Source organism: Pseudoalteromonas sp. MMG007 (assembly GCF_018100985.1).
Classification (GTDB): domain Bacteria; phylum Pseudomonadota; class Gammaproteobacteria; order Enterobacterales; family Alteromonadaceae; genus Pseudoalteromonas.
This window is the reverse complement of sequence record NZ_JAGJEI010000013.1, coordinates 86,448-109,297: the sequence shown is the minus strand read 5'-3', so window position 1 is coordinate 109,297 and position 22,850 is coordinate 86,448. Positions and strand designations below refer to the sequence as shown.

At 37.6% G+C, this 22,850-nt stretch carries 15 protein-coding genes; 3 read left to right on the top strand and 12 right to left on the bottom strand.

The window, feature by feature from the left end; genetic code table 11:
* Positions 1-20: 20 nt before the first annotated feature.
* The 4 genes from J8L71_RS14680 to J8L71_RS14665 form a co-directional block, all read right to left on the bottom strand.
* Complete coding sequence (locus tag J8L71_RS14680) at positions 21-1,199, bottom strand: MFS transporter (RefSeq protein ID WP_211001187.1); 1,179 nt, start codon at positions 1,197-1,199, stop codon at positions 21-23.
* Positions 1,196-2,515, bottom strand: coding sequence for a SidA/IucD/PvdA family monooxygenase (locus tag J8L71_RS14675; RefSeq protein ID WP_211001186.1), 1,320 nt, complete (start codon positions 2,513-2,515; stop codon positions 1,196-1,198). Before J8L71_RS14675 ends, J8L71_RS14680 begins: the two co-directional genes overlap by 4 nt.
* Positions 2,515-4,053, bottom strand: a complete 1,539-nt coding sequence (locus J8L71_RS14670; RefSeq protein WP_211001185.1) for an aspartate aminotransferase family protein — start codon at positions 4,051-4,053, stop codon at positions 2,515-2,517. The genes J8L71_RS14675 and J8L71_RS14670 overlap by 1 nt, the downstream gene beginning before the upstream one ends.
* A 324-nt stretch (positions 4,054-4,377) precedes the next feature.
* Complete coding sequence (locus tag J8L71_RS14665) at positions 4,378-5,055, bottom strand: haloacid dehalogenase type II (RefSeq protein WP_211001184.1); 678 nt, start codon at positions 5,053-5,055, stop codon at positions 4,378-4,380.
* A gap of 348 nt (positions 5,056-5,403) precedes the next feature.
* Between J8L71_RS14665 and J8L71_RS14660 the strand changes: the two genes are divergently transcribed.
* Positions 5,404-5,556 (top strand): hypothetical protein, encoded by a 153-nt coding sequence (locus tag J8L71_RS14660; RefSeq protein ID WP_211001183.1) that lies wholly within the window; start codon positions 5,404-5,406, stop codon positions 5,554-5,556.
* Between the two features lie 184 nt (positions 5,557-5,740).
* On the opposite strand, the gene J8L71_RS14655 is transcribed toward J8L71_RS14660, so the two are convergent.
* From J8L71_RS14655 to J8L71_RS14630, 6 genes are all read right to left on the bottom strand, one after another.
* Entirely contained in the window at positions 5,741-6,901 is a 1,161-nt protein-coding gene (locus J8L71_RS14655; RefSeq protein ID WP_138613094.1) for an aldo/keto reductase, read from the bottom strand.
* 571 nt (positions 6,902-7,472) lie between these two features.
* Entirely contained in the window at positions 7,473-8,027 is a 555-nt protein-coding gene (locus tag J8L71_RS14650; RefSeq protein ID WP_211001182.1) for a GNAT family protein, read from the bottom strand.
* Between the two features lie 45 nt (positions 8,028-8,072).
* Positions 8,073-9,539, bottom strand: a complete 1,467-nt coding sequence (gene rmuC / locus J8L71_RS14645) for a DNA recombination protein RmuC (RefSeq protein WP_211001181.1) — start codon at positions 9,537-9,539, stop codon at positions 8,073-8,075.
* Positions 9,540-10,857: 1,318 nt separating this feature from the next.
* Positions 10,858-14,004, bottom strand: a complete 3,147-nt coding sequence (locus J8L71_RS14640; RefSeq protein WP_211001180.1) for a DEAD/DEAH box helicase — start codon at positions 14,002-14,004, stop codon at positions 10,858-10,860.
* A 424-nt stretch (positions 14,005-14,428) separates the two neighbouring features.
* A complete protein-coding gene (locus J8L71_RS14635) occupies positions 14,429-15,391 on the bottom strand; it encodes a transcriptional regulator (protein WP_211001179.1) in 963 nt (320 codons plus the stop codon).
* A gap of 15 nt (positions 15,392-15,406) precedes the next feature.
* The gene (locus J8L71_RS14630; RefSeq protein WP_211001178.1) at positions 15,407-16,645 is read right to left on the bottom strand and encodes an AAA family ATPase; all 1,239 of its coding nucleotides are present in this window, start codon (positions 16,643-16,645) and stop codon (positions 15,407-15,409) included.
* A 773-nt stretch (positions 16,646-17,418) separates the two neighbouring features.
* Between J8L71_RS14630 and J8L71_RS14625 the strand changes: the two genes are divergently transcribed.
* Positions 17,419-18,633 (top strand): hypothetical protein, encoded by a 1,215-nt coding sequence (locus tag J8L71_RS14625; protein WP_033021802.1) that lies wholly within the window; start codon positions 17,419-17,421, stop codon positions 18,631-18,633.
* 70 nt (positions 18,634-18,703) lie between these two features.
* Here the strand turns inward: J8L71_RS14625 and J8L71_RS14620 are convergent, their stop codons facing one another.
* Positions 18,704-19,579 (bottom strand): DNA replication terminus site-binding protein, encoded by an 876-nt coding sequence (locus tag J8L71_RS14620; protein ID WP_211001177.1) that lies wholly within the window; start codon positions 19,577-19,579, stop codon positions 18,704-18,706.
* Positions 19,580-20,495: 916 nt separating this feature from the next.
* Between J8L71_RS14620 and J8L71_RS14615 the strand changes: the two genes are divergently transcribed.
* Complete coding sequence (locus J8L71_RS14615) at positions 20,496-21,845, top strand: 3-deoxy-7-phosphoheptulonate synthase class II (RefSeq protein ID WP_002962128.1); 1,350 nt, start codon at positions 20,496-20,498, stop codon at positions 21,843-21,845.
* Between the two features lie 60 nt (positions 21,846-21,905).
* Here the strand turns inward: J8L71_RS14615 and J8L71_RS14610 are convergent, their stop codons facing one another.
* Complete coding sequence (locus J8L71_RS14610; protein ID WP_211001176.1) at positions 21,906-22,715, bottom strand: pyruvate, water dikinase regulatory protein; 810 nt, start codon at positions 22,713-22,715, stop codon at positions 21,906-21,908.
* Positions 22,716-22,850 lie beyond the last annotated feature (135 nt).

Here is a 22,850-nt window from a genome sequence, read left to right as displayed (position 1 = left end):
CTCCTAAATTTTTATAATTATTAAGTGGCTGTGTGTGCAGCACGGCCAACAAATTTAACGCGCCATAGCAAAATAGCGCCAAGGCTTACAAAGCCAATGGCAGCAAAGTAAAAAGGCACGGTTGTATTAAAATATTCCACACTCATGCCCACCAATAACGACGCTAAAATAACGCCAATATTTTGCGCAACATGCACTTTGGCAAAATCACTGCCGTAGTGAGCTGGCTCGCTTTTAGCAAATAGCATAACCTCTAATAAAACCATGACCTGAAACAGCGCTATACCGTATAAAATGCGCGAGCTGACAACTAACCACACCGACTCTTGCGCCTGTAAATAAAGCCCAATAGCGCCAAAAATAAGTGCGCACGAAAACGTACTGGTTCGGCTAAGTTTAGGGAGAGGTAAGTGCTGCCTAAAGTGGTTAAACAGCAGCATAAGTAGCGCTGCAAAAGCAGGAATGGCGTACACAAGCGCACTTTGAAACGCACTGCTTTGCGCGCTCATTCCTTGCCAATGGGTCGTAAAAAACGGCCTAATTAAGAACGCGCTAAAGTAAACAACCACGCTTATAAAACAAAATTGCCATATAAAATAGGGTGTGCGAGTGCGCGGTTTTTCGCTTTCAATCGCTTGCTGATAAATACCTAGCTTTAAGCTCAGCATTAAATAGGCGCACAGCAGCACTTGTATTACATCGCCCGCAGCACTTAATAACAATGCATAACGCGGTTCGTTTAAGCTAAAAAAGTACCCGCCCACTAATGCGCCACCAATAGCGCCAAAGTGCATAAGTACTGAAAACAAGCCTATAATAGAAAGGTGCTTACTTTGCTGCTCTAAACGCAGTGCAAACGGGTAAATAAGCAGATAACTGGCCTTAAGTACCAACATAACTTGGTAGTAAAACCAAAATTCCCACACGTTAGTTGCAAAATAACAAAGCAAACCGAAGCAGGCGGCAATCACTTGCGTTACAAGCCAAAGAGCCAGCTCATGGTATTTTTTGGCAACCTTTGCCCATAGTGGCAGCGCGAGCATAACGGTAATACAACAGTTAGCTACAAACACACCAATAAGCGTGGGGTTACTTACAGAAAATTCGCTGGCAAAAAACTGCGGATAAAACGGCAGTAATAAGGTATCGCACACCACCGAAATAACCGTAAGCAAAATAAGTGCTATACGTAAACTCATGCGGCGTTACTCTTTTGCTGTGAACGGGTTTCTACATCGCTTAAATCAAAACACTGAAAAGCAATTTTTTGCTCTACCTGATACGGTGCATAACCGAGTATTTCGCGCAAAATTATACTATTTCGATAACACGCCATGCCTAAATCGGGGGTTACAAAACCATGGGTGTGCTGCTCTGCATTTTGCACAAATATACGCTTTTGGTCGGTATCTATTGCGTATTCACGGCTTACTATATAACGGCCTTGATCGTCTTCTGGTAGCTGCTGTGCAATGGGGTTTAAAAAAGCAGGGCGCTTGTATTTAAAGCCCGTGGCACAAATTAAGTAATCGGTTTTTATTTCAAAGGCTTCATTTAGCTCTTGATGGTAAAACTCAGTGACTAAGCGACCAGCACTTTTACGTGTATTAGTAAGCTTGCTGTTAGTTTTAAATGTGGTAGAAATAGGCCCATCTAAGCTTTGCGCGTAAAGGGTGTCAAAAATGTCATTAATTAAATCGCCATTAATACCTTTAAATAAGTTTTTTTGATTTTGATTAAGCCAATCTCGTTGCTCGGTCTTTAAATTATAAAAGTAATCTACATACTCAGGTGAAGTCATCTCAAGAGTCAGTTTGGTGTACTCCAGCGGAAAATAGCGCGGCGATCGCGCAATCCAATCTAGTTGCAAACCGTTTGGCACGGCTTGTTGTAATAAGGTGTGATAAATTTCAGCAGCACTTTGCCCAGCACCTACAACCGTAACGCGTTTAGCAGCTTTTAGCTCATCAAGGCGGTGGCAAAAATCGCTACTGTGCAGTACGTTATTTGAATTACTTTGCACTGCGCAATCAGGAATATATGGGGCAGGGCCGGTGCCAAGCACTAAGTGGCGCGTAACATAGTGTTGCTCCCCATTTGGGGTGTTACAGGTAACGGTATAGCACTCACTTTGCTGGCAAAATTCAACCTGAGTTACACTTTGCTCAAAGCTTACGTTGCTAAGCTGCGAGCACACCCACTGGCAATAGAGATTGTACTCTTTACGCAGTAAAAAAAAGCTCTCGCGAATATAAAATGGGTATAAGCGGTTATTAAGCTTGGCATAATTTAAAAAGCTGTACTTGCTGGTAGGGTCTGCAAGAGTCACCAAGTCAGACATAAACGGCGTTTGCAAAGTAACACCTTCTAGCATCATGCCGGGGTGCCAATCAAATTGGCTACGCTGCTCTAAAAATAAACTTTTAACGCCCTCTAGTGGTTCGCTTAAACACGCTAACGATAAATTAAACGGGCCAAGACCAATGGCTATAAAATCATAAGGTTGGTTGCTCATTATTTTTGCTCCTTATACGTTTGCCACGCAATAGTGCTAATTTGTTCAAGCACAGCGCGCACATCGCTCAATTGGCACTGGGCATTAAGTAGCGTAAATTTAAGGTAGTGACGGCCGTTAATTTTGGTGCGTGCAATCATGGCTTCACCAGTATTTAAGAATGTTTGGCGTACGTGCAGGTTTAGGGTGTCGAGTAAATCAGGGTTATGTTTTAGCTCCTCTGGTGCAAAGCGAAATACCAGTGCGCTGAGCTCTGGGTAATTTACAACTTCAAAATCAGGGTGGTCGTTAAGCACAATGTGGGTTTGACGAGCAAGGCCAATTACTTTATCAAACGCTCTTCCAAGCGGCGCTTCACCTATAGTGCGCAGTGTTAACCAAAGCTTTAGGGCATCAAAACGGCGTGTGGTTTGTAAGCTTTTATCAACTAAATTTGGCGTACCATTGCCGGCCTCAGCTAATGGGTTTAGGTAGTCGGCGTAAAGGGTAATATGGCTAAAGTGGCGTTTGTCACTTAATAAAAACGCACTGCAGCTAACCGGTTGCATAAACGATTTATGGTAATCTATGGTAATTGAATCTACTTGTTCTATACCGTTTAGGGCACTACGGTGATGCTCGCTTACCAGTAACCCGCCGCCGTATGCGCCATCAACATGACACCAAAGCTGCTCTTTTTTAGCAAGTTTTGCTATGTCTTCAATTGGGTCAATTGAGCCAAAATCGGTTGTACCGGCGGTAACAACCACGGCGATAGGTAAATCGCCCTTAGCTTTAGAATCTGCAATTGCTTGGTTAAGCGCATCCATATCCATTTGCATTTTATTGTTTGTAGCCACAGGTACTACCGCGTTATAACCTAAGCCCAATAATGCTGCTGCCTTTTGAATACTAAAATGCGCCACCTCTGAGCAATAAATACGAAAACGTGAGGCAACGTTTGGCAAACCTTGTAGTTTTACTTGATGATCGGGGGCATAACGGCTCACAGCAACTTCGCGTGCAACAAGCATCGCCATTAAGTTCGATTGCGTACCACCACTTGTAAAAACGCCATCGGCAGTGCTCGGTAATTTTGCTTTTTCACAGCTCCAATCTATTAATTTTTGTTCAATAAGGGTCGCGCCAGCGCTTTGATCCCACGTATCTACCGAGGTATTAATTGCGCCAATGATGTGCTCAGCCACAACCGCAGGGTACGTAACAGGGCAATTTAAATGCGCCATGTAACGCGGATGATGAAAATACACCGCGTGATCTAAATACACGCTTTTAAGCTCGTTTAATACCGCCGGGAAATCAGCGAGAGGTTTAGCTAAATCTACATCGTTAACAGTGGCGGCAAGTGTATTAACCGCCACGCCAGAAAACGGCTTTTGTGCTTTTGCCATAGCTTGTTGCACAGCCGAAAGCCCCTGCAACGACGCTATTTGATAGTTAATAAACTGATCGAGATTAAATTGCGGCGGAAGGCCATTTTGCTCAAATAATGCTTGGTTTTCGACTGAGCTGAGCTGCGCCGATTGTAGTTGTGACATATTTCGGTCCTTGGTACTTATTTGGGTTCAAGGATCTTAATGGTAACAATTTTCATTATCAATAATGATTAAGGACTAAATATAAGGTTATTATCGCAATCAAGGCAAAGTAATTAGTTATAAGGAATTACTTTTAAAACTAACGGTGTATATAAAGTGAACTGTGTAAATATTTAATTCGCAGGTCAAATAGGACGTGTTTGTTAATTTGAAAATTGAGGAGAGGGTAATAAAGCTTAGGTATTTTGGACGGGTCAAAAAGTAAGGGCTACCCCCTCTTTACAACTTAAGCGGTAAAGAGGAGTATAAAAGTAAAAATGCAGCTTAATTAATCTCTTCAAGCTTGTTTTTCAAATCCACCAAATCAGTGGCAACCGTATTAGGCTGAATTTCCCACGGATCAAAAATAGAATCTTCTGAGCGTTTTATCCACGCACCGCGCATACCATGCGAAATAGCGCCGGTTATATCAAACGGGTTACTCGAAATAAGCCACGTGTTTGCACCCATTGAATTGGTTTCGCGTAAAAAATGGCTATAAACACCTGGGTTTGGTTTAAATGTTTTCATATCGTCGGCGCTTATAACGCCTTCAAAAAGCTCACTAATACCTGCGGTTTCGAGCAATTTATTTACCGCATCAGCAGCGCCGTTTGAAAATGCAAACAATCGGTAATTTTGCGCTTTAAGTTGCTCAAGGCCTTTTTTAACATCGTCAAAGGCGGGTAAAATTTTATATTGCTCAAGCAATTGCTGCTTTTGATCGTCACTCAGCTGCGTTTTATGCGCTAAACACGCGTAATCGAGGGCATGTTTAGTACATAACGAAAACGGTATATAGTTTTGCATCAACCCGCGCCTAAAGGAGTACTCCAACTGTTTTTCACGCCATGTATTTGAAAATTTTTGCGCGTTATCGCCAATCATATCTTCAAGTAATGACAATACGCCGTGAGTGTTTATAAGCGTGCCGTATACGTCAAATGCAAGTGTGGTTGCCATGTTTACTCCCAATAAATTTAAATTACTTGTAGATTAGTCGCTCTGAGCTTAACTTACTTTGAACACTTGCTCAAATTAATGTAGTTTACCTAAGTAGTAATGTAATAAACGCATAAAAATGTGGCTCCGTAGCTTAAATAAAAAAATTTGCTCAGTTATATGAAAGCCCTGTTAGGCAAATTATTTAAAAGCTATAAAAATTAAAGGACTAAGGAACATAGTATGAAAATATATTTTTTAATTTATGACAAAGTTGAAGAGCTGGATTTAGTTGGTTCATGGTAACTAATAGGCTTGCTGGCAGAAAAGGGGTTATGTGACAAACCCAAATTAATATCGCTAAACTCTATGACTTCCTTAGGAGAGCACGGGTTGCGTGTTAGTGCCGATTATCACTTTACTGAATCATTACAGCCCGATGTATTAATTGTACCCGGCGACATTTGTGCCCGTATAGTAATAGAAGACCCTACGTTATTAACTACCTTAAAAAGCTGCTGAAAACTGCCACTGATATTAGCCACACAAGCTAAGCAATCGCCTGATACCTGTTTAGATACCATCGCTATTTTAGCGCAAGAGTGCGTTAACTGGGCGTATGCAGGTAATAAATAATCAGCACATTCAATGTCGAATGTAGCTTAAAAGGGTGTGCTTAATTAAAAGCACACCTCTGAGTTAGTAATTATACAGGTGCATTTTGCTCGATGAGGTTTTTAGCTTTTAACTCACTCCAAAACGCATCTGGAATGGTTACCTTCATTGACGCAACATTTGCATTAATTTGATCGGCAGTACGCGCACCTGGCACTATTGAGGCCACAGTGGATGGCGCTTCTGCAAATTGCAGCGCAGCTGTTTTAATGTCGATGCCATGTTTAGTAGCAACTTCACTAATTGCATTATACTTTTGCTGCATAGGCGCAGGAATTTTAGGTGAGTAATTAAAGCGGTTTCGCCCAGTTAAAAAACCACCATTGAGTGGCGCACCAATAACGGCAGAGATCCCTCGTTTATCAAGCATAGGGAAGGTTTTATTAAGTGCTTCTTTGTGATCTAAAATAGAGTACTGCAGCGCTAATAAACAAATATCGGGATCTGACATATCAAGCGCTTTGTAAACGGCATGCGGTGTATTAACACCAAAGCCCCAACCTTTAATTATTCCCTCGTCGCGCATTTTTGTAAGCTCAGGAATTGCGCCTTTTGCTGCTTGATCAAAGTATTTAAGCCAATCGTCGCCCATATCACTATTTTGAGGCGATAAATCGTGAATATAAACAATATCAAGCGACGCCACGCCAATTCTTTGTAGAGTATCCTCAATTGAACGACGTGTGCCCGAGGCTGAATAATCATACTTATAATGAAACGGTGAATGATCGGCCCAGTGCCAGCTATTTTCTAAAGGCTCAGCGGAAGGTGTAAGTAAGCGGCCTACCTTGGAGGATAATACAAAGTCTTCGCGTTTTTTATTGCGTAATAAATCCCCAAAGCGTCTTTCACTCAAGCTTAAACCATAAAACGGGGAAGTATCGTAATGCCGTATACCTGCGTCCCACGCAGCATTTAACATTGTTAGAATTTCTGCATCGCTAGATATGGTGTTAAAGCCATTACCAGCGGCTAGACCGCCTAACCCCATTCTAGCTTCAGGGCGATAGTGTTTAGCGTTTGTAACATCATTGGTGGGCAAGGCTGCACTTTTATCGATTGGCCCTTTAGTTGGCATAAGCTGCCCTTGAGACATTTTTACCTTTAGTTGCTCAGCGAGTGCTGAAGCACTAAAAATAGATCCTATACCTAAAGCTGCACCTGCTTTAATAAAGCTTCTGCGAGATACCATGTAACCTTTCTCCTTGAGTAACGTTAAATATCTACTTTACACGCTAGTATAATTTTCAAACTTATTCAACAATACGCAAGTTATAAAACACAATAATATCAACAAGATGAGTTAAGTTAACTGATGCTGAACATATAAGTTAATTAACAAAAGAGTTCGATTGTTTATCTCGCTAGTATAGTTTTATAAAGGGTACACAGTGGTGCGTGCTAATTGTTTGAATAAGCGTGACACTTCCATAGTGGTGCAAATGTTAATACTGCTTTTGACAACAAAAGAGTTGTTACATTTAATACAACGTATAAATTACTGGACAAAGTGACCTTGTGTGATTTTATCAAAATTAAAATCTAAACATCTTTGTTTATGTGGTGTAGGCGGCTGTAAATAATTAGAGCAGAATGAAAACTCGTCAATATGAAGCTTTTTATTGAAAATTTGATGAGCTGATGAAAAACATCAGCACTATTAGTTTTAATTTATTAATAAATTACATAGCTAAAAATATGGGGTGAGACTATGTTAATTCAGGTGCAATATTCTCAATATTTGCGATAAACGATTAATAAAATTATTTATTAAAGTCTGACTTTAACAAACCAAAACACTTTAAATCGTGAAAACGATTTTTCCAAAAGCCGCTTTGGCGTCTTAAACCTTCCTCAAAAAAGCCCAGCTTTAATAACAAAGCTTCCGAAGATTTATTTCCGAGCACCGTATCAGCCTGTATTCGATTTAAAGCACCGCACCTTAGCAGTCCATCAAAGGCAGCTTTTATAATCATATGAATAGCCTCAAAAGCATAGCCTTTGCCCCAATACAGGCTTTTTAGGTCGTAACCAATGAATGCATGCTTCATTGGTACTGACCAACTATTAAAACCACAAGTACCTATTAACTCATCAGTACTTTTTAAACGAATTGCCCAGCGGATCCCTTCACCATTTTTATACCGGGTATTGAATAAAGCGATTAACTTATCAGCTTGGGAAATTTGGGTTAAGGGCTCTAGATCATAGTATTGAGTAACTTGTTGGTCTGAAAAAAGAGCAAAAATAGCGTCTCTATCCTCATAATTAATAGGGGTTAACGTTAACCTTTGTGAACTCAGTAACGGGAAAATCATTAACCCTCCTTTAATTTATAAATAAAAAGCTACTGTATACTAAGCCTAATCAAGCTCTAACTGGGCTTTTTCTACGCTTTCGTTTGGTAACTCTTTTTGGACCGATACACCTAGCTCTTTAAATTCAGAAGCTTGTTTAATTAAGTTACCTTTACCACGGTATAACTGAGAGAACGCTTTGTCGTAGCTTTCTTTTGCGCGATCGAGCTGTTTACCAACACCTTCCATACTTGTTAAAAAGCCATTGAGCTTGTTGTAAAAGCGCTCTGCACGATTCGCCAGCTCTTTAGAGTATTTAGTTTGCTCTTCAAAGCGCCACAGCTGTTTAACAATATTTAAGCTGGTAAGTAAAGTTGTTGGTGTAGCAACTAAAATATTTTTTTCGATAGCTTGCTGGTAAATATCACTTTGGTATTTAAGCGCCTCTACAAATGCAGACTCTATAGGCACAAACATAATAACCACTTCAGGCGAGTTTATACCAGGGAGGCGATCGTACGATTTACTTGCAAGCTCATTAATGCGCGCTGTAACGGCATTTACATGCTCTTTAATTGCTTGACTAGCCTCTAGTTCGTTTTCGGCGTTTACGTAACGGGTATAAGCATTTAGCGATGTTTTAGCATCAATCACCAAGTGGCGGCCCTGTGGTAAGTACACAACTACATCAGGGCGCAGTCGGCCATCTTCTGTGTTAAACGATACTTCGCGTTTGTAGTCACTGCCTGCACGCAGGCCTGCGCTGTCGAGTACGTTTTCGAGCATCAGTTCGCCCCAATTACCTTGAGTCTTTTTTTGCCCCTGTAGTGCATTACTGAGCTTATCGGCTTGTTCTGTAATAGCTTGGCTTTTAGCTTGTAAATGCAGTAGCTCTGTTTTAAGAGCAGCACGTTGTTTTAAATCTTCAACGTGAATAGATTCCATTTTATCTCTAAAGCCTTTTAGCTCGCCTTGTACTGGTTTTAATAGTTGCTCAATGCTTTCTTGGTTTAAGGTTTTAAAACTTTGCGATTTTTCTTCTAAGATTTTGTTAGCTAGATTTTCAAACTCTTTTTTAAGCACATTTTTACTTTGCTCTATTTGTGCAAGTTGTTCGGTAAAGTTTTGCTGCTTTTGTTCAAGCGTAGTGCGCATATTATTAAGCTCAATATCGCGCTGGTTAAATTGCTCTCGCAAAGCGGTTAGCTCGCCTTCGGCTTTACGCCAAAAATGGTTGTATTGAACGCTTTGTTTTTCTTGCTCGCTAAAGCGGGTTTTAAAATGCTGCGCTTCGTCGCGTTGCTCCTGATGGGTGTGCTCTAGTAATTCATGATCTTCTAATAAGGTATTGTATTGCAGCTCTTTATTATCAAACTGATTTTGTAACAATGAAAGTTGCTGTTGCTGCTCGCTAATTTGTTGATTTAATTTTTTACGAAGCTGGGCAGCTACAACACTATAAAGTACTGCGCCTGCGGTAACGCCAGCGCCCAGACTTAACCAGTCGATATGAGTGAGTAATTGGGTAAACATAAAATAAACTTATAAAATTTAGTGACATGCCATCATAACGAATAACATTGGTGCGGGGTAGGGGAAGTAACTAAAGCTTTAATTTAAATAAAAATGAGCCAACTAGAAGTAAGCTGGCTCGACATTACATAATAAAGTAATCAAAGGGAAAATAATCTACTGCTGTTGTTCAGCAGGTATAACAGTAGACCGTGTAAACCAAAAAACTATTCAAAATATTTATTTTAGGCATAAAAAAAGCCAGCTCAAAATGGGCTGGCTCAATCATTACTAAATTTAGTAACCAATCAGGGTAATCAACATGATGCTTGAGTTAACTGCAATTAACCAACAAGCATAATAGTAGACGTGCAACGTTAGATTAAGTTCAAAGTAGTAGTTAAAAAATTTAAATATAATAATTAAGGCAAATTTTAGATATAAAAAAGCCAGCTAAAAGACGCTGGCTCAGTGGTTACTAAAATTAGTAACTAAATAGGGGGGAATCAACATGAAAACTTGTATTAACTGCAATTAATCAACAAGCATAATAGTAGACGCCCAACATTTAATTAAGTTCAAAATAATCATTAAAAAATTTAAATATAATAATTAAGGCAAATTTTAGATATAAAAAAGCCAGCTAAAAGGCGCTGGCTCAGTGGTTACTAAAATTAGTAACTAAATAGGGGGAATCAACATGAAAACTTGTATTAACTGCAATTAATCAACAAGCATAATAGTAGACGCCCAATGTTAGATTAAGTTCAAAATAATCATTAAAAAATTTAAATATAATAATTAAGGCAAATTTTAGGCATAAAAAAGCCAGCTAAAAGGCGCTGGCTTAGTGGTTACTAAAATTAGTAACTAAATAGGGGGAAATCAACATGAAAACTTGTATTAACTGCAATTAATCAACAATTGCATAATAGTAGACGCCTAACTTTTAATTAAGTTCAGAAAATACTGAAAAATATTTAAAATAAAAATTAATACCAATTTACTCAACTAAAAAGTCTGTTTTAAAGCTGGAAAAACGTATTGATAGGCTAAGCAAAAATTCGATATTTAGTTGTTCTCGGCAGCTCTACCTTCTAATTCATTCTTAAATGAGAATTTTTGGTGCAGGGAGCGACACGTTTAGCAACGTAAATGATTAAGAATTTTTTGGGTTGGTATAAATTACAGGCATAAAAAAGCCAGCTAAAAAGTGCTGGCTCAGTGGTTACTAAAGTTAGTAACTAAATAGGGGGAATCAACATAATGCCTGTATTAACTGCAATTAATCAACAAGCATAATAGTAGACGCCTATTTTTTAATTTAGTTCATTAAAATTTAATTTTTAATGAGTGATAACATTTGTTGCTCATCAAATTGTGTAAAATTCATCGATTTTTCGGTAAATAAAGCATCTACGAGCGCTTGCTTGTCTTGCTGCATTTTAAATACTTTTTGCTCAATTGAATTGCTCATTATTAATTTATACACAAATACCGGATTAGTTTGGCCTATGCGATATGCCCTGTCGGTGGCTTGCTTTTCTACAGCGGGGTTCCACCACGGATCAAAGTGAATAACAGTATCGGCTTGCGTTAAATTTAAGCCCGTGCCACCGGCTTTTAAACTAATTAAAAAAACTGATGTGTTGCCACTTGTAAACTCATCTATTACTTTATCGCGATGACGAGTTTGCCCTGTTAGCATACTAAAATTAATGTGTATTTCTTCAAGGCGTTTGGCTATTAAATCAAGTGCCGATGTAAACTGGCTAAAAATAATTATTTTACGACCAAGGCTTAACATAAGCGGTAAATGTGTTGCGAGCCACTCAAGCTTTGCTGATCCTGCTTGGGTTTCTGAGTCTATTAATTTTGGGTGGCAACAAATTTGCCTTAGCTTTAATAACGCTTCTAAAAAAGCCAACTTACTTTTTTGTACGCCTTGCTCTGCAAACAAGTCTATAAGCTTTTCTTCCAATGAGCGTGTAATGCCTTGATACATTTCTTTTTGCTTAGGTTCAAATTCAAACTCTTTCGTTAGCTCTGTTTTTTCTGGTAGTTCTTGAGCAACTTGCGCTTTAGTACGGCGCATTATAAAGGGCATAATTAGCGCTTTTAACTGCTCGGCACGTTCCATATCGGCTTCACGCTCAATAGGCGTTTGGAAATGTTGTTTAAAATGAGCCTGCGAGCCAAGTAGTGACGGCATAGCAAAGTCAAGTAATGACTTAAGTTCAAGTAAGTTATTTTCAATTGGAGTACCGCTTAAACATAATTTAAAGTCGGCATTTAGGCGTTTAACTAAACGCGAAACCTGCGCGGTATCGTTTTTAATGTACTGGGCTTCATCGAGGATGATATTTTCAAAATAAAGCGGTGAATAATACGCTATATCGCGCTTTAAAAGCGGATAAGTTGTAAGAATACATTGCGCTTGAGCTAAGTGCTGTAATGGCTCATTTCGCTGAGCACCAAAAATAGTCGTTACTTTTAAACTTTTAGCGAATTTAGTAATTTCGTTTTGCCAATTACTGACTAAGCTTGTAGGGCACACTATAAGTGTAGGCCCAGCTTGCGGGCGATTAAAAGTGCTCGCTAAAAAAGCAATTACCTGAAGTGTTTTTCCAAGACCCATATCGTCGGCTAAGATCCCACCTAACTGGTGGCGCTTTAAAAAACTAAGCCAATCAACGCCTTGTTGCTGATACTCCCTAAGAGTAACGGAGTCGTTTAATCCATGTAGTGCAACCGTAGGCATAGCATGGTCGGTGCTATTTAGCTCTAGTAGGTATCGCTCTAAAGAATCGTCGTGTAACTCTACATTTATAGCTGTTTGTTTCACCAGCTCAGGTAAGTACGATAGTGGTATATTAAATTCATCTCGCGTTTTTACAAATTCAAAACGTTCTTTAAATTCGTTAATTAAGTTAATTGCTGATTTATTTATAACCCCAAACTGTCGACCTACTGGGTAGTAATAAAATAATTCACTTTGTCGATTTAATGATTGATATAGCGGATCAGCATTGCTGAAAAGAGGCGCTGCTTTCGCTTCACCTAGCAAAACTTTACAGTGCATTTGGTGCCCTGCTGCACGATGAACATGCAAGCTAACTTCCGATTGAGGATTAGGACTGCTAACTTTACTTACACTTACTTGCCAGCCTCGCTCTTTAAAACTAGGAAACACTTCAAATATAAGCCAGTGCAAATGTATATGAGATTGTTTTGTAAATACAAATTCACTTTGTAAACCCCCTTTACAAAATTCAAAACCGAGATTAGTTAGCTCATTAGTAACTGTATTTTCAAAAGCACTATTTATTGTATTAGCAGGGGCAGCGCCTGCTAAATAGTTTTTATTTTTATACTTAAATAATAATGAAAGCGATAAACCGCGCTCACTCATTGTTATTTTTAACACTGCATTACTAGAAAGTTTAGGTAAGCTAGGCTGTAAATTAGTTGGGTGTGGAATAACACCTATACCAAAATTATCAGCTAGTTGCTTATAAATACGATCAAAATTAGCATCGTGCAGGGCTGGCATAGTTTGTAAATGTGCAATTTCGTCACCACTTAATGGAGTACGAATGCGCCCAGCTTTTAAATGGTCTAAGTCTATATATGTAGGAGGCGTGGTTTTTAACAATACCCAATTTTGGCTTTGCTCAAGCTTAATAACTAATTGCGAAAGGTCTTTACTTTGTTCCCAATTAAAACTCAATGTTTGACCAGTTTGAGCCTTTATAGGCACACGAGAACGTTGAAAAAACAAACGTTCTGTTGCTATTAACTGCTGTAAAGCACTAAAGCCCCATTGGCCCTTAAGCTCAATATTTCCGACTGCATTTTGCGAGCGGATCCAACTAAATAATCTAAAGTCGCTTTCGAGTAAATCGTTTGGAGTAACAAAACTATTGAGCTGTTGCTCGGTAAGGTTTCTTCCAAGGGTGTAATTTTTTTTGTTTTCATAATTTGCTATTTTAGGTGTTAAAAATACTTTGTTATTTTCAATATCTAAAACAAATAAAAGTACATGTGATGGCGTTTTATTATTGTTGCTTTTAAGTGCTGTTAGCTCACTAAACCAATCGTTTATGAAGTAGTCTTCTCCGTATTCACCAGAATGTTCTATTTTTAATTTAAATAAAATAGCAGCTAAATGGCGACACTTGGTTTTTGCGTTACACGTACAATGAGTGTCAACAGAATAACCAGTTGGTACTTTACTGATCTCAATACGTTGATTAAATGATGATCCGTTATCGCCTTGTACCGTGGAATCTACAACAGAAAAATCTGGTGTATGTTCAAGCCAGCTAATTTGACCATTTTTATAATACTCTTTGCCTTTATCTAGAACACTTTCGCGAAAAAGCTTTTTAATAAAGCGTTCAGACAGAGGAAACTGAGTTGCCTGCTCATTTTTAATTTCTTCAAAAATAGCCATTAAATCATTTTTTGATAAGTTAGCAGACATGTCACTCTAAGCATTAAATTTTAAAAATAATTCTGCCAGTATATGCCTTATGTGCATTGAGCTAAAGCAATATTAACGCAATATAAACTGGTTGGAGCTGATAGGTTAGTAAAAAATCGGTTTATAGCTAAATACAGGTAAAAGTTTTTACTAACTAAAATTTAAAATACAGCAAGCTCACAACTTGTATACAAGTTAATAACAAAAAAGGGGCATTACAGATCATAATTTTACTAACGCAGAGATTTAACCGTGTTTGATGCTATAAAATAACAATTAAGTTAGTAAAAAATTGATCTACGGAGATATGTAGGGATTTTTGAGACTATAGATTGGCAAGAAGATCAGAGTTTTACCAACTTAATTATCTGCCAGATCGCTATTTAACTAACTAAATAACGCTGGCAGATCATAATTATACTAACTAATTAAAAGCACCTAAAAGCTTTGTAAGCTGCTCTAAACGCTTATCAGTCATAACTTTGTTGTCTATTTTAATAGAAACGTCACCGCTTTTAAGATTACGCTGTACTGATATAAATTTGTTTTCAAGGACTGCTTCACGTTTTGCAGCAACTTCTGGCTCTACAGTTAAACGCTTAGTTATAGCCATAGCACGCTTGTCGTCGCTTGTAATAGCATTAAGTTCTTCATCGTTAGCAAGTGCATTAACAAGCTGGTTAAACGCAGCTTCGTCTCTCTCCTTTGCAATCACCAGCTTTTTAGCTACTTCACGACCTACATGATTGGCCGTAGGATAAAGTGAGATAACATCAGCAGGAATTTGCTCATATGCTTTTACCGCATCAGCAATAGCTGTGTGTGAAACACCTTCAATGGTGGCTATTTCACGGTACGAGCCTTTTTTACCTTGCTCAATTAATTCATTTTTAGTTTGCTGATAAGCTTGGCCAAGTTCCCATAAACTAGGCGCAATATATTGATCGGATGATACTGCTAAAATTTTAGCATCTTGATCTGTAAAATCAGTAGAGCTAAGCACTAAGTAATCGGCGTTACCTAAAATACAAGCCTTACGTCTACGTGAGCCAGCAAGTACTAAGCTTGTATCATTTTGCTCCCATAAGAGCGCTGGGTGCTGGTTACGACCATCTTCGCGAATAGCAGGTAATATATCAGATACCGACTTTTCGTTAAGCAGCGCTTGAACACGACGGTTTTTCCCATAAACCTGAGTACTTGATTCAATATCGCTGTGTGGGATTACTTTACAAACTAGGGTAATGTCGCGCGTAGGATCACTTGGAGCAGGCATTCTAATTACATCGCCAGCGCTGGCTTGCTCTAAAAGTGCATCAAGACTGCTGTTACCTACAGCTGTTGCAAATGGATCTAAGCGGGTGTCGTTTTTACGTTTTTTAGCCATTTTTGTTTAACATCCTTACTTAGGGCTATTGAGTGATGATTGAGTAGACTGCCAATTTGATCGAATTAACATTTCAAGTTCATCTACTACGTCTTTGATATTTTCTTGTGCACGCATTAGTGACTCTCTGCTTGCTAAGCTATCAGAGGCTTTTTGATCAAAAATTGTATTAAAAGACGATGAACTAGCGGTAATTGCAGAGCTATGATTAATTGGATAACTCATTACTTGGCGGCCAAAAGCGCTACGAACATCTTTGACTATATCGCGTTGAGAATGGTTACCTTTTACATAATTGGTCACTAAAAACTGCATAAAGTCCCAACCATCATGCCCAAGGGCTGCAACAGTATGATAAATCTCGCCTAATCGTTTTAAATATTTATTATTAGCATCAAAATCAACAGCTTCTGGATGAACCGGTATAAGCATAGCTGTAGATGCCATTAAAGCGTTATAAAACATAAAGTTAAGGGTTGGGGCTGTATCAATTAATATAATGTCAAACTCATCTTTAACCGGGTCAATTACTTTTTCAAGCAACTTATGATAATGCCGAGTTTGCTCATAATTAGAGGTGTCTTTGAGTAAAGTAGCAGTTTCATGTTCAAAATAAAAATCGTCCATACCTGATGGTAAAACACGAATATTAGGAATATGGGTTGGTAAAAATGAATTAGAAACAAACTCTGGCCAAGTTTCACCTTCGTCTAAATCAATACAATCACGCATTAAATCGCCAACAGTAATTGGATCGTGCTCGCTTGAAGGAAAGAAGCTTGAAGATGAACCTTGTGGATCTAGATCAATTATACCAATACGGTAACGTTTAATATTTGTAGTTGCTAAAGCAGCTGCAATATTAACCATGCTCGTTGTTTTACCACAACCACCTTTAAGCGAGTTAATTACTATAACTTGTAATTTATCGTCATCAGTACGGTGATCGGGCTTAATATCCATAATATCAGCCATAGCAAAAATATTTACTAACGTGTAAGCATAATGCCCATTAGCACCGCGTTTTATATTAAGATCGTCAAAATCACCGTTATCATGTCGTCTTTTTAGAGTACGATTATTGCAACCAAGTAAATCAGCTGCTGCTTTTTGAGTGTAAGTTCTTAATTCTTTTTCTTCTGATTTAAGATGAGCGCGGTAATGTTGAATACGTCCTTCTAGAGATTTTTCAGCAACTTCAGCGGTTGCTTTTAAAAGCCGGTAGGTACTTAGCGCGTTGTTATTGATTGACATACTTTCTTCCTCAAAGTTAGGCTTTAAGTATAATGTCCATTCAAATAGCTGTAAACAACTATTTAAGACGACATGCATTTTAATAACAAGACATTCAAAAATATTTTTACACCTTTAATATCGCTTAGTATAAATAAAGAAGTTTAAAGGTGGTTAAATATATAAGGTAATAAAGGTTAAGGGTGTATAATCAATACATAACTATATGATTTTTAATAATAATACTAAAAAAAGCAGATCAGCTTTATACTTGGTTAAGATCAGATCTTTATCTACCCTTGGATCACCTTTTTACTAAGCTATATTTTAAATATAGAGTTATACACAAGTTACTCCATTAGTTATGAACAAAAACAGCTTGGCAGATCAACTTTTAACTAAGTAAATTATGAAGTTATGCACTAGGCTGTGCTTTAAAACGTGGCTTTAATTGGTATAGATCTGATCTGTAGTAAGTACAGATCAGATCTATGCTAACTCAATAAGCCTTTATCCACAGGGATGAAAAATTTAAGGTTAGTTTGTCGTGCTAAATTTACAAAAAGAACAAATCTGATGGACAAAATAACACCTGAGTTAGTAAAAATTAGATTTGTTAGCGTAAGGTTAGTAGAATAGTGATCTGAAATCATGATAAATACATTAACCTTAGTAAAATATTGATCTGAACGTTTTATTTAAACTTAGATCACTTTTATACTAACTTAAACATTTAACTTTTGTCGTTTTATGTGTTGTTATTAGCTGTCACAATAAAAATGGAAATTAGAACAATGAGCCGAAAGGTCAACATCTCGGTAGATAACTTGCCCGATACACTAAGGGGCCAAATCCACGGGGTGGAAAGTGCAATCGATAATGAAAGTTTAGCACTGTTTACAGATAATAAAGATGTGCGAATTTCAATCGAAAATGCAGCTCATGGATTACGTGCTTACTCTAACACATTTAATCATTATGATTTGTGGGGTCGCTTTGTACGTTCTGGCCATAAAAAATTGCCACTAGAAGAAGCTCCTAAAAAAACGATAATAACGCGTAAAATATCTGAAAAAGTAGATGGTATTTTATATGATGGCGAAATAAAAATAACTCCCGCTGTTGTTAGTACACGCAAAGATGGCGAAGACGTTGAATACTTAGTTTGGCCATCAGATAGAGAAGAAAAAGTAGAGCGTGCACTTATTCGTTTAGCCTCTAAAGGCAAAATAGTAAAAATTAATTTTAAGTCCGGTATTCAATATGCGGTCGTTTTTTCTATGAACGAATTGGCACAGGAGCTTAAAGCGGTAGGGCAGTCAATGCCTTATCCAGCAATCAAAGAATCATTAGAAGCACTTCAAGGTTCTAAACTTTCATTTAAATATTCCGCGACCGACACTAAAAATTCAGACATTGACGACTCTTTTTATGAGTCAAATATGAACTTTTTATCGTCGCTACACTTTAGTGGTAAAAAAGGTCAAGGTGGTAATGTTAAATGCGTTGCATGTTTAAATGCATTTGTTCATAACATGATTGATAACCTTGAATACAAAGGATATTACTTTAATAGTGCGCAAGAATTAAAACGCGGATTATCACGTTGGATGATGTTGCGTTTGTATCATCTTTGGCGGTATGCGGCGCCAGGTAAAACGTATCATTTTAGATTACTTTCTATTATGGAAAAGTATGGCTCTATTTATTCTACCGACGACATTACTGAGAATAAATTAAAAGCATTACGTCGCGACATGACTACAACAATGAAAGATTTGATCGAGAAAGGGGCTATATCTGAATACAGCATAACAAATGTAAAAGATGACAAAACCGGAAATATTATCGACTACACATATGAAATGCATCCATCAGATCAGTTTTGCGATGAGATACTTACATTAAACAAACATAATAAACGCATAGAAATTCAAGGCGGTAAACGTATCGTTGAGAATGCAGTTTTAATTGATGAAGATAAAATTGAAGAAATAGTAGAAAAATAAAAAGCTTTATTTTAAACAATTAAACACCAAACCAAAAAGGCCACATAAAGTGGCCTTTTTAACATAATCATTATTTGTCTACTTGCTCTAAATATAACCTATCGACTAAAAAATCATACTCTCGCTTACGTGGGTGAGCATCTGGCTTTTGATAATCAGGTAAAATACCAAGCTTTACATCTGATTCCGGGTTTATCAAAATAAAGGGTAATGCAGCACTAACATGGTAACGATTTTGAGCTGTGTATCTAACATTTACTTGAGGGCTTACACGGGTAGGGCGTCTAATCCTTAATTTTTCTTTTTCACCTAAACTGGCTACACGCATTTGTTCTTGTGCAACTAATGATTGCCATTTTTGTTGATCAATCATTCTTGGGTTTCTGTAACCGGCCGATTTATCAAGCATCTCTAAAGCCATTTTTTTTGTGAGCGTTTTTGTTGCGTGCTTATGCATCCACGTAAAACGTACTGAAAAAGGCGAATCACTCTCAGAATGTATTTTTCTGTAGGCAGCTAAAGTAATTAAATTAGGCATTGCATTGTGTACTGCTTCAAAACGAGCATCGTTATTATCTATCGCGACAATACAAGCTTTGAAATCAGCCTTAGCCTTATTCACCTGAGCCATTCGATTATTAAGCGCTTCTTTATCTGCATTTTTAATTACAAGTAAACCAGGGTGGCGCTTTAAAACACGACTACTTAAACCATCTTTTTTATAAATATCAGTGAATGAATTAAGGATAGATTTATGTGCTAAATCACCCGAAATCCTATTAGTGATAATAGACTCCGGAACAATGTTTTCATCAGCGCTACTAATATCAGGCAACTGATAATATTCAGCCTTTGAGTATTCACAAGCTTTTAGCTCTTCTACTAACATTAATGTTAGCTCATTCATTAAATCAAACTGACTTCTTATTTGTATTTTACTAACCATATGCAACCAAGAACACATCTTACATTTTTATAATTATCACATATAACCTTTTGCTTGTTGATTAATTTCTTTAAATTTTTCTACCACGCTGAGATTAATATAATTTCAATATAAGTATGATGTGTTCTTTATTTATTAGCTGTATATATGATCACTTCATACACTCTAATTAAATATAATTTGCTAATGTAATAGCCTGTAGGTTAGCTGTGATATCATTAAATCTAACTCACAAATCTACTATGGTGATAAGTAATAAACTGCAAATCATGAGTGTGAGCTGTTTTAATTATTTATACTCTGGATGATTGAGGCTTTGGACTCAGAGGACAAAATGAACGATATCAATGTTATGGAACTTAACTAAACAGAGGTTTTTACTTTGCTGGAATCATTACAAGTTAGATGAACGCAAGTGCACTAAGGGTTGTAAATTGAGTGCATAGTGGACTAAGTGGATAAGCTAGCTTCAAATAAACTAAAAACTCATAAACACTATTAGTAATTTTATTACCAATTCATTAGAGTTACCAGACCAAGCCCATAGCACAATTTTATCTGCATTCATACCGGTTATCTTTTTTTAATTATTTAACCCGTAAAGCTAAGATTACAAATCACGCCATTTTAGTATGATGTGTTCTCTTGTTGTTTGTATACATATAATGCATGTCTTTAATTTAATATAAGATACTTAAAATATAATCAATTTACTTTTATCTTATTGTTATTAAATGAATAAATATTATAAAAAAAACAAAAAAATGGCATGTAGAATAGCTTATTTAAGTTATGAAATTTATATATACCTAGCTCATAACTAAATAATTGGTAATTAGTGAATTTAGTCCTTGAACTTAGGTGCCTGCATACGTTAATTTCTTCTTATCAGGTAATGTAGGAATGAGGAAAGAACATGCAATCGTGGAACCCAAATAGTTGGAGAGAGCTGCCAATACTGCAGCAACCACAATACCCAGATCAAGAAGAGTTAAAGTCAGTAGAGGGCCAATTAAAAAGCGCTCCGCCATTAGTATTTGCTGAAGAAACAAGAAGCTTATTTAAACAGCTTGAAGATGTGTGCGAAGGTCGTGCATTTTTACTTCAAGGTGGTGATTGTGCTGAGTCGTTTAGTGACTTTAACGCAGCTAATATACGCGATACATTTAAAACCATTCTGCAAATGGCGGTTGTATTAACTTACGGCGGTAAATGCCCGGTAGTTAAAATTGCACGTATGGCTGGCCAATATGCAAAACCACGCTCTGCAGATTTAGAAACAATTGATGGAGTTTCATTACCATCTTATCGTGGTGATATTGTAAATAGCTTTGAATTTACAGAAGAAGCACGCATACCGGACCCTCAACGTTTAATGAAGGCTTACCACAACAGTGCAGCTACATTAAACTTACTACGTGCATTTGCACAAGGTGGCTTAGCTGACTTACACCAGGTAAACCGCTGGAATATGGGGTTTGTTGCCGCTAATCCGCAAAAAGAGCGATTCCAACAACTTGCAGACAAAATTCAAGATGCACTTGAATTTATGGAAGTGTGTGGCATTAATTCTACAATTGCACCTAGCCTTAAAGAAACAGATTTATATACTTCTCACGAAGCCTTATTACTAGGTTACGAAGAGGCGCTAACACGCCGTGACCACCTTTCAGGTGATTGGTACGACTGTTCAGCACACTTTGTTTGGATTGGTGAGCGCACACGCCAGCTAGATCATGCCCACATTGAGTTTTTCAAAGGTATTAAAAACCCAATAGGTGTTAAAGTTGGCCCTGGCATGGACCCAGACGACCTAATTCGTTTAATTGATGCAGTAAACCCAGATAACATCCCCGGTCGCTTAACGTTAATTACACGTATGGGTGCAGATGTACTTCCAGAGAAATTACCAGCATTAGTTCGCCGCGTTCAACAAGAAGGCCGTAAAGTAATTTGGAGCTCAGATCCAATGCACGGCAATACTGAAAAAGCGACATCTGGTTACAAAACACGTAGCTTTGATAATATTATGCGTGAGATCAGCCAATTCTTTGCAGTACACAAATCTGAAGGTTCATACGCAGGTGGTGTTCACTTAGAAATGACAGGTCAGCACGTAACAGAGTGTACAGGTGGTGCTTACGGTTTATCAGACGATGACCTAGCTCAACGTTACAAAACACAATGTGACCCTCGCTTAAATGCTGACCAAGTATTAGAAGTTGGTTTCTTAGTAGCTGATTTATTAAAAGACGCTCGTAAGTAATAAATAAAAAATTAAAGCCGCATATTGCGGCTTTTTTTAGCAAAAAAGTAAATTAGTTTGTTAGTACTTACGTCGCTCAAGGTTACTGTCAATTAAGATTTTAGCAGATATTTCTTCTACCGAGTGATGGGTAGAATTAAAGAACGAAATTTTATGGCGCTTATATAACATTTCTACTTCACGTACTTCTATTCGGCATTGCCTAATAGAGGCGTATTTAGAATTTGCCATACGCCTATGTCTAATTGCAGCTAAACGTTCAGGGTCAATAGTCAGGCCAAACAGCTTATGTTTGTAAGGGAGTAAACACTTAGGTAATCCCTCACTCTCTAAATCGTCTTCTGTTATTGGGTAATTAGCGGCTTTAATACCGTATTGTAAAGCCAAATATAAACTGGTTGGTGTTTTACCACTACGACTCACGCCAACTAAAATAATATCGGCTTCAGAAAAGTTTTTAATATTGCCACCGTCATCATTCATTAGTGCGTAGTTGACGGCGTCAATTCTAAAATCATAGCTTTTTTCGTGAATAGAATGCGTGCGGTGCATTTTTGGTACTGGTGCTACATCAAGCTCTTTTTGTATTTTTTCGCTATAAGTAGAAAGAAAATCGTAAGCAACAGCATCGGCCGATTTAATAATTTCACTTAAGTTATGATTAACGAAGGTAAAGAACACAAATGGCTTCTCACCTTCTTTTGCAGCAGTTGCGTTAATTAACGCTTTAATTTCATTTGCTTTTTCTTCTGTTTCAACAAAAGGAATAGTTTTATGATTAAAATCAACCGGGAATAACGACAAAGTCGCGTGCCCAAACACCTCTGAGGTGATTGCAGTACCGTCTGATATATAAAAAGCTGTTCTCATAGTTAACCTTTTTATTACGTTTAATCCCTAAAATGGGTTACTCACGGTTTACGTGAGGACTAATGCCAGTGTAGAATGAAGGTGACCTTTATAAAAGGTTTTCTTTCTTAACTCTCACAGTTTCAACTACAATTT